The following is an 8178-nucleotide window of genomic DNA, read 5'->3' on the forward strand; positions in this document are numbered from 1 at the left end:
AACCAGAAACGGGTTTGTTTTTTTTAATAATTCGTTGTATCTCTTCTTATAATAATTTGATTTTTAGTTAAATAATCGATTTTTAGTTTCTTAACAAAAGCAATACTTGCTAATATATTTTCTAATTTTTCTTCGTTAAATTTTCCAGATATAATTAATTTTTCTAATTCTTTATCTTCAAAATCAATAGTAACATTATAGTTATTTTCTAAAATTTTTGCAGTTTCGCCTAATGTTGTCTGTTCTAAAACAATATTATTTTTTGTCCAAGCTATTTTCTCTACACTTTCAACTCTTGTAATACGAAAAGAGGAATCAGTAAAATCGGCATGTTGATTTTTAGTCAGAATTACACTTTCTCCAGAATTAGACTTTAAATCTACTATTCCAGTAAGCACACTTACTTTTGTTGGATTTTTAGAATATGAATTGATGTTGAATGAGGTTCCTAACACTTTTAATCTCATGTCATGCATGGTGACAATAAATGGCTTTTTAGGATTACTTTTTACTTTAAAATAAGCTTCACCAGTAAGTTTAATGCTTCTGGTATTTCCAAATTCTTCAGGATAAGAAAGCGTACTGTTTTTATTTAAAACCACGATACTTCCGTCTTGTAAAAAAACCTCTTTCTTCTCTTCACTATTTGTGATTTGGATAATTTCTTTTGGTGTAGCCAATTGTTTAATTAGAAAACTAATTCCTAAAAAAAGAACTGCAATAGCTGCTACCTGTATTATTCTTAATCTAAAAAATGGTTTAGAGGATTTAATTGTTTGTGCATATACAGCAAGGGATATTTTTTCCTTTTTCTTATTGGAAAGCAACACTGCATCTGCGCTTTGTTTTTTTTGCATTTCACTAAAAAATGCTTCTACAATACTTTTCTCCTGATCATTACACTGATTTTCGGAGTATTTCTTTGCAATGATTTTAAATTGTTCTTTGTTCAAAATAATATGATTTTAACTATAAGTCACATTTTTTAGAACAAACAAGTAGTGGTATTTCTAGTCTTAACTTTTTCTTAAAACAAGAACCAATCTGATTACATTAAAGAAACATTTGGTGCAAATGGGAAGAAATTGTCGAACGAAGACTCTTTAGAGCATTACTAATATGCTTTTCGACAGTATGGATGGAAAGGTTAAGCTTTGTTGCAATTTCCTGATTAGAGTAATCTTCAAATCTACTCATCATAAACACTTCTCTACATTTAGGAGAAAGTTCGTTTATGTGAGTCATAATTTCTTTTTCGAAATCTTTATATTCGATATCATTAACCGTAGTCGCGGAAGAACCTATAAAATCTAAAACATCAATATGTTCTTTTGTGAATTTTAAATCTCGAATATGATTGGCAATTTTGTATTTAACAGCTCTAAAAAGGTAGGATTCTAAATTTAATATTGTTGCTGTTGCTATATTTTTCCATAAACTGATAAAGATTTCCTGAACTATATCTTCACAAACTTCCTCTTCTTTAAAAATATTATAGGCATAAGTGTATAATCTTTTCCAATATCTATCAAAAATTACTTCAAAAGCAAATCTATTTCCCTTTTGGAGCCAGTTTTGTAGTTCTCCATCTGACATTGATTTAAAATCCATTTTCATAGTAACAAATGAAAACAATCTTTTAGAATGCCACTAATTATTGATTTTAAGTTTCTGTTAACTATAACTCATAATTGTTACAGAAAAGTATTATGATAAATTTCCTCTATTATAAATTTCTTCTATTTCTTTATTGTAACTCTATTCAACTTTTAAATAAAATAAACATAAACTCTTAATCTAAAAACCTTTAAACAATATTTATTTAGAATAATTAAAAATAATTTGTTTAGGAAAATTTTAGCATATACTTTTGCAGAATAATTCTAAATAAGAAACAAATGAAGATAATATACCACCAGAGGGTTTTACTAGCAATACTGTTTTTGGTTTCACTAAATGCGATGAGCCAAGGTTTGGGAAAGATTACTGGAAAAATTACATTAAGTGATAATAGTCCCGCTCAAAGTGTTTCCGTGGCACTAAAAAACACAAAATACAATACCATAACCAATTTTAGTGGTCAATACGAATTCAAAAATCTTAAACCAGGTAACTATATTTTAAGTATTAATGGTTTGGGGATTAAAGCAATTACAGAAACTATTACAATAAGTAGTAACCAAACTCTATCTAAAAACTTCCAATTGAATGAAAGTAAAGAAAAACTAAACGAAGTAATTATTAAAAGGAGTAAATACAAACAAAACAATCCTTCGCTGTCTTTACGTCTAAATACTCCAGTATTAGAAATTCCGCAAAACATTCAGATTATTAGTGGTCAGACATTAAAAGATCAGCAAATTACTAGTATGAGTGATGGAGTGATTCGAAATGTAAGCGGTGCTGTGCGTTTAGAACATTGGGGCGATTTGTACACCAATATTACCATGAGAGGTTCGCAAATACAAGCTTTTAGAAATGGTTTTAATGTAGTCTCTTCTTTTTGGGGTCCACTTACTGAAGATATGAGTTTTGTAGATCATATAGAATTTGTAAAAGGTCCTGCAGGATTCATGCTTTCTAGTGGAGATCCAAGCGGTCTTTATAATGTAGTAACTAAAAAACCAACGGGGATTACTAAAGGTGAAGTAAACGTAATAGGCGGAAGTTATGATTTTTACAGAGCCAGTATCGATTTAGACGGAAAACTGGATAAAAAAGGAAAATTATTGTATCGTTTTAATGCAATGGGACAAAACAGAGGTTCGCATCGCAAATTTGAGCACAGCGATCGTTACGTAATTGCACCTGTCATCTCCTATCAACTGGATGATAAAACAAAAATTACGGCTGAATACAACTACCAAAGAGCAAATATGACAGAGGTAGGTTCTTACTATATATTTGGTTCTGATAATATGAGTTATGGCACTATGCCAATTGATTTTACCATGACTCAACCTGGTTTACCTGACACTAAAATCAATGATCACAGTGGTTATTTTATGTTTGAACATAATTTTAATGACAATTGGAAACTGACAGCTCAAACTTCTTACTTTAAATATTTACAAGAAGGCTATAGTTCTTGGCCTACTGGAGTTGGATCAGGAGATATTGACATAGATTTCGATGGTGAAGCAGACGGAACTCTTGGTGTAGGTGAAATTATTCGAAATGTTGCTATTTGGGATGCTGAAAGCAATATGTATTTAGGACAACTATTTGTTAATGGAAAATTCAATACAGGAATAGTTTCTCATAAATTATTGGGAGGAGTTGATTTAGGAAATAAAGATTATATGGCCGATTGGGGACAATCACATAATCTGGATACTTTTGATAATCCATTTAATATTTTCGCACCTAATTATGGAACTCCTGCTAACGGAATGCCTAATTTTGATCGTGAAACTCCACTAAAAGAAAGAGCCGGAGGATTAATGAGTTCAAAATATGCCGCGGGTTATATTCAGGATGAATTAGGATTTTTTGAAAATAAACTTAGAGTAACAGTTGCCGCTAGATATACTTGGTTAAGCCAGACAAATTGGGGACAAACCATAGAAGACAGTCATATTACACCTCGTGCGGGTGTAAGTTTTTCAATTACTCCAAGTACAGCTATTTATGGTTTATATGATCAGGCTTTTTCTCCTCAATCTGGAATTATTGAAAATGGAGATAAAGTAAAACCTTTAACGGGTAACAATGTTGAATTCGGAATCAAAAAAGACTGGTTTGACGGAGCATGGAGTACAACTGTTTCTGTTTATAGCATCTTGAAGAAAAATGAACTAACCTCAGACCCAACCAATACTGCAGGACAAAATTTCAGTGTAGTTCTAGGCGAAAAAAGAGCTCGCGGAACTGAGTTTGATATAAGAGGAAAAATTACTGAAGGTTTAAATCTTATTGCGAACTATGCTTTTACAGAAGCTATTGTAAATCAATCAAATGTACCTGGTATTATTGTGGGATCAACTGTCCCTGGTTTTGCTAAACACACTTCTAACGCTTGGTTAAATTATACATTGGTAAACGGAAAACTAAAAGGATTAGGAGCTTCTATTGGAGGGACTTATCTTGTTGGTCGTTTAACTGATAACTGGGGAACAGGTCTTGAAAAATTACCCAATTATTTCAAAATGGATGGTGGTGTATCGTATGAAACAGGAAATTTAAAATTCACTGCTAATATGTTTAACATCCTTAACGAATACTTATACAATGGTTCTTTCTATTCGTCTGGGAATGGCAACATCAATGCTTATTACTGGCAAACTGAAGCTCCTAGAAATGTAAGACTGGGTGTTACATATAAATTTTAACCATTACACTTAATGCTAAAAGGGCTTGTAAATCTTCTGATTACAAGCCTTTTTTATAAATAATTCTTTAGCTATTCTATTTCACATATTGGAAAATGTAAAATTGGGAAATTACAAGAATTAGCAATAAAACAAAGTTCGTTTGCTTTTGTGTGCAAATGTATAGCTTCCTCAATTTTTTCTTTCTCTTTGATGATTATCTTAGGATTTAATCGTATTTCTATAAAGCGTCCCGAACCATTTTCTAAAACTTCCAGAGTTCCTTCTGCATTATCCTGATAAGAAACTACCGTAATATCGTGTTGGGAACAAACATACAAATAGGACATCATGTGGCAAGAAACTACACTGCTCAACAACAAATCTTCTGGATTATACAAATCAGGATCACCTTTGAAAGCTTTGGCTGCCGAAACATTCAATATTTCTTTTCCACCAATAGTTATTTGATGCGTTTTAATATATTTTTTTGAATCCGTAGTTACTTCTTTAGAAATATAATCCCAGTTTAATTTGGCTTTAAATAAATGCTTCATTCCTGTCTTTTCTTATTTATCAAGAATCAAATATAGCCAAATAATATCAGTCGTTTATATAGAAAACCTGTTCTAAAAATTGGGAAATTATAAACTGCGAATGTGTAAATGCTTTTTTATCTTTGTAAAAATAATGAAGACTGGAAATTAGATTTTCAGTTCGTATTGCTAAAATTTAGCCCAAAACAGAATCTCCATTTAAAAATTCAAAAAATGAAACACTACTTAACCTCAATTAGTCTATTTTCTCTATCGTTATTATTTATTTCTTGTTGCACGAATAAAAAAGCAACTTCAGAAAACACCAATTCTCCGAAAGAATCTACGGAAATAGTAGAAAAATATTGGAAATTAATTGAAATCAACGGTCAAAAAGTAACTGCTGAAAATTTTACTGCTAAAGAACCACATCTCATTTTAAAATCAGAAGAGAATAGAGTAAATGGAAATGGCGGTTGTAATTCTTTTTTTGGAACTTATGAATTGCAGACCAACGTCAACCGAATTTCATTTTCAAAAATGGGATCTACAAGAATGGCTTGTATGGGACCAAATGTAGAAGCTGATTTTTTAAACGTGCTTGAAACTGTAGATAATTATACCGTAAAAAACGATACTTTACAATTGAACAAAGCCCGAATGGCTCCACTGGCAAAATTTGTAGCAGTCTATCTTAAATAAAAACCCTATGCTAAACTGGAACGATCTTATAAAATTTGCCACACATGGTAATCCTACTCCACCAACGAGAGTAGAGAAATCAGATAGTGAGTGGAAACTTGAACTGACGGATGAAGAATATTATGTAACCCGCCAAAAAGGAACGGAAAGAGCTCATAGTTCAGAATTATGCAGTCTTTTTGAACCAGGAAAATATGCTTGTAAATGTTGTAAAACGCCACTTTTTGACGCTACAACTAAATTTGAAAGTGGAACAGGCTGGCCATCCTTTACGCAGCCTATCGTTATTGAAAGTGTAGCTTACAATAAAGATGTTAGTTTTGGAATGATTCGTATCGAATGTGTTTGCAATATTTGCGGTGCGCATTTAGGTCATGTTTTTCCTGATGGACCAGAGCCAAGTGGTTTGCGCTATTGCATCAATGCAGTTTCTTTAGAAAAAATAAAAGAATAAAAAGTTTTTAAACCATTAAGAAATTTAGAAAAATTAAGAGTTAAAATTTCGAACATTAAAAATAAAGCCGACAGTTTTTAAAAAACTTGTCGGCTTATTTATTTTTAAAGTAAGTTTAAAATAAAACTTAAATTACCTTAATTTCTTAATGGTTTCAACAAACAATTATTCCATCAAAAAAACGGTCAATCCTCTGGCTCCATGCGCTCCAAGAACTAATGATTGCTCAATATCAGCAGTTTTCGAAGGTCCTGCTATAAAAGTGCCAAAACCATAATCTAAATCGCCAATGCGTTCATAAGCCTGATGCATTGTAGCCAAAATATCTTTTTTATTGACAATAATGGATAAATATTGAGCAATAAAAGATGAAACTCTTTGCCCTAAAATAGCATCCGTTACCCAAAGTCCCGAATTTTCAGCAACGCCAAAATGGGCTTTTATAATAGCTAACTCTACATTTTGCAAACTATGTGGATCGTCATTTGTCCATTCGGTTTCAGCAATATCAGCTAATTCCGGAATGGTAGTAATCTTTCTTTTATCTGCTGGATAATGCGCAGCAATATAGGCTTTGACTTCGTCTAAACTACTCACTTCTTCACAAAATCCACCAATGCCTTTTAGTACTGTTTTATAAGTTTCAATTACATCAATTTTGTCTAATCCTAAAAAACTAAGACTAGGTAATTCACTCACTGATGTAGGCTGATTGTTTTTGATTTTATTTAAAATACTATCTCTACTACTCATTATTTCTTGTCTTTAGATTCTTTTGCTTTTTTAGCATACCATTCTCTAAATGATTCTTCTGGAGGTGCTGGCATCTCTCTTTGCTTGTACCAAGCATTAAGATTGTTATTAACCATAAAAGGCATATTCTTCATTACAAATCTACCTGCTTTTCCTGCAATTTTAAATACTGTTGGGTTTGCTAAAACAGCCGACATTCCTTTCATGGCCATTGTTTTAGAACTTGGCGTATAACCTTCCTTAACTAAAACCTGACGCCATTTATACAATTGGTCATGGATATCAATTTTTACCGGACATACATTAGTACAAGAACCACATAAGGTACTTGCAAAAGGCAAATCGGCATTCTTTTTCATATCTAAATTGGGTGCCAAAATAGAACCAATAGGACCTGCAACTGCATTGTGGTAACTGTGTCCACCACTTCTTCTGTAAACAGGACAAGTGTTCATACAAGCACCACAACGAATACATTTTAGAGAATTTCTAAACTCTTCACGTCCTAATTGTGTACTTCTATTATTATCCACAATAACAATGTGCATTTCCTGCCCTTCTCTTGGTTTTTTAAAATGACTAGAAAAAGTAGTAATGGGCTGTCCTGTAGCACTTCGTGCTAAAAGTCTTAGAAAAACTCCAAGATGTTTACGCTGTGGAACTAATTTTTCAAATCCCATACAAGCAATGTGAACATCAGCAAGATGCGCTCCCATGTCGGCATTTCCTTCATTGGTACAAACCACAAATTCACCTGTTTCGGCAACAGCAAAATTTACTCCTGTAAGTGCTACTTTTCTAGTTAAGAAAGTATCTCTTAATTCTTTTCGAGCTGCTTCGGTTAAATATTGCGGATCGTTATTCCCTTTTTCTGTTCCAAGGTGTTCATGAAAAGTATCACTTACATCTTCTTTTTTAAGGTGAATAGCAGGCAATACAATATGACTTGGCGGCTCTTTTCTTAATTGAACAATAAATTCCCCTAAATCGGAATCAATTACTTCAATTCCATTATCTGCTAAATATTCATTCAAATGACATTCTTCTGTAAGCATTGATTTTGATTTTACCATTTGGGTAACACCATGCTTAGCAATAATTGAATGTACTATTTTATTGTGTTCATCTCCATCAGCTGCCCAGTGCACAATAATTCCGTTTTCTTTGGCTTTGGCCTCAAACTCCTGCAAATAATGATGCATATTAGAAAGCACATTATTTTTAATATTCGAAGCAGTCTCCCGAAGCGCTTCCCATTCTGGGATGGCATGGGCTGATTTATCTCTTTTTGAACGAACAAACCAAAGCGTTTGATCGTGCCAGTTTACACGTTCTACATCTTTATTAAAAATAGCCGCTGCGTGACTATGATCTATTGTATTTTCTTTCATATATGTGAAAGTTTATTTTTTATTATCATATA

Annotated in this window: 8 protein-coding genes; 3 read left to right on the forward strand and 5 right to left on the reverse strand. The window is 32.3% G+C overall.

The annotated features are described in order from the left end of the window. Positions 1-23: 23 nt before the first annotated feature. On the reverse strand, positions 24-953 hold the full coding sequence (locus tag AAGV33_RS15185) for a FecR family protein (RefSeq protein ID WP_373393125.1): 930 nt from the start codon (positions 951-953) through the stop codon (positions 24-26). Positions 954-1053: 100 nt separating this feature from the next. Next, positions 1054-1596, reverse strand: a complete 543-nt coding sequence (locus AAGV33_RS15190) for an RNA polymerase sigma-70 factor (RefSeq protein ID WP_373393126.1) — start codon at positions 1594-1596, stop codon at positions 1054-1056. Between the two features lie 302 nt (positions 1597-1898). Here AAGV33_RS15190 and AAGV33_RS15195 point away from each other — a divergent pair, with 302 nt between their 5' ends. Then, positions 1899-4331, forward strand: coding sequence for a TonB-dependent siderophore receptor (locus tag AAGV33_RS15195; protein WP_373393127.1), 2433 nt, complete (start codon positions 1899-1901; stop codon positions 4329-4331). Between the two features lie 71 nt (positions 4332-4402). On the opposite strand, the gene AAGV33_RS15200 is transcribed toward AAGV33_RS15195, so the two are convergent. Then, positions 4403-4867, reverse strand: a complete 465-nt coding sequence (locus AAGV33_RS15200; protein WP_373393129.1) for an OsmC family protein — start codon at positions 4865-4867, stop codon at positions 4403-4405. Between the two features lie 213 nt (positions 4868-5080). On the opposite strand from AAGV33_RS15200, the gene AAGV33_RS15205 reads away from it, so the two are divergent. Together AAGV33_RS15205 and msrB are read left to right on the forward strand one after the other, a co-directional pair. Continuing rightward, positions 5081-5548, forward strand: a complete 468-nt coding sequence (locus AAGV33_RS15205; protein WP_373393131.1) for an META domain-containing protein — start codon at positions 5081-5083, stop codon at positions 5546-5548. A 7-nt stretch (positions 5549-5555) separates the two neighbouring features. Then, a complete protein-coding gene (msrB, locus tag AAGV33_RS15210) occupies positions 5556-6002 on the forward strand; it encodes a peptide-methionine (R)-S-oxide reductase MsrB (RefSeq protein WP_373393132.1) in 447 nt (148 codons plus the stop codon). Positions 6003-6167: 165 nt separating this feature from the next. Here the strand turns inward: msrB and AAGV33_RS15215 are convergent, their stop codons facing one another. Further along, the gene (locus AAGV33_RS15215) at positions 6168-6755 is read right to left on the reverse strand and encodes a LutC/YkgG family protein (protein ID WP_373393134.1); all 588 of its coding nucleotides are present in this window, start codon (positions 6753-6755) and stop codon (positions 6168-6170) included. Next, positions 6755-8146 carry a lactate utilization protein B gene (locus AAGV33_RS15220; protein WP_373393135.1) on the reverse strand — a complete coding sequence of 464 codons (1392 nt, stop codon included), beginning with the start codon at positions 8144-8146 and terminating at the stop codon, positions 6755-6757. The genes AAGV33_RS15215 and AAGV33_RS15220 overlap by 1 nt, the downstream gene beginning before the upstream one ends. Positions 8147-8178 lie beyond the last annotated feature (32 nt).

The organism is Flavobacterium magnesitis, assembly GCF_041729735.1.
GTDB classification, from domain to species: Bacteria; Bacteroidota; Bacteroidia; order Flavobacteriales; family Flavobacteriaceae; genus Flavobacterium; species Flavobacterium magnesitis.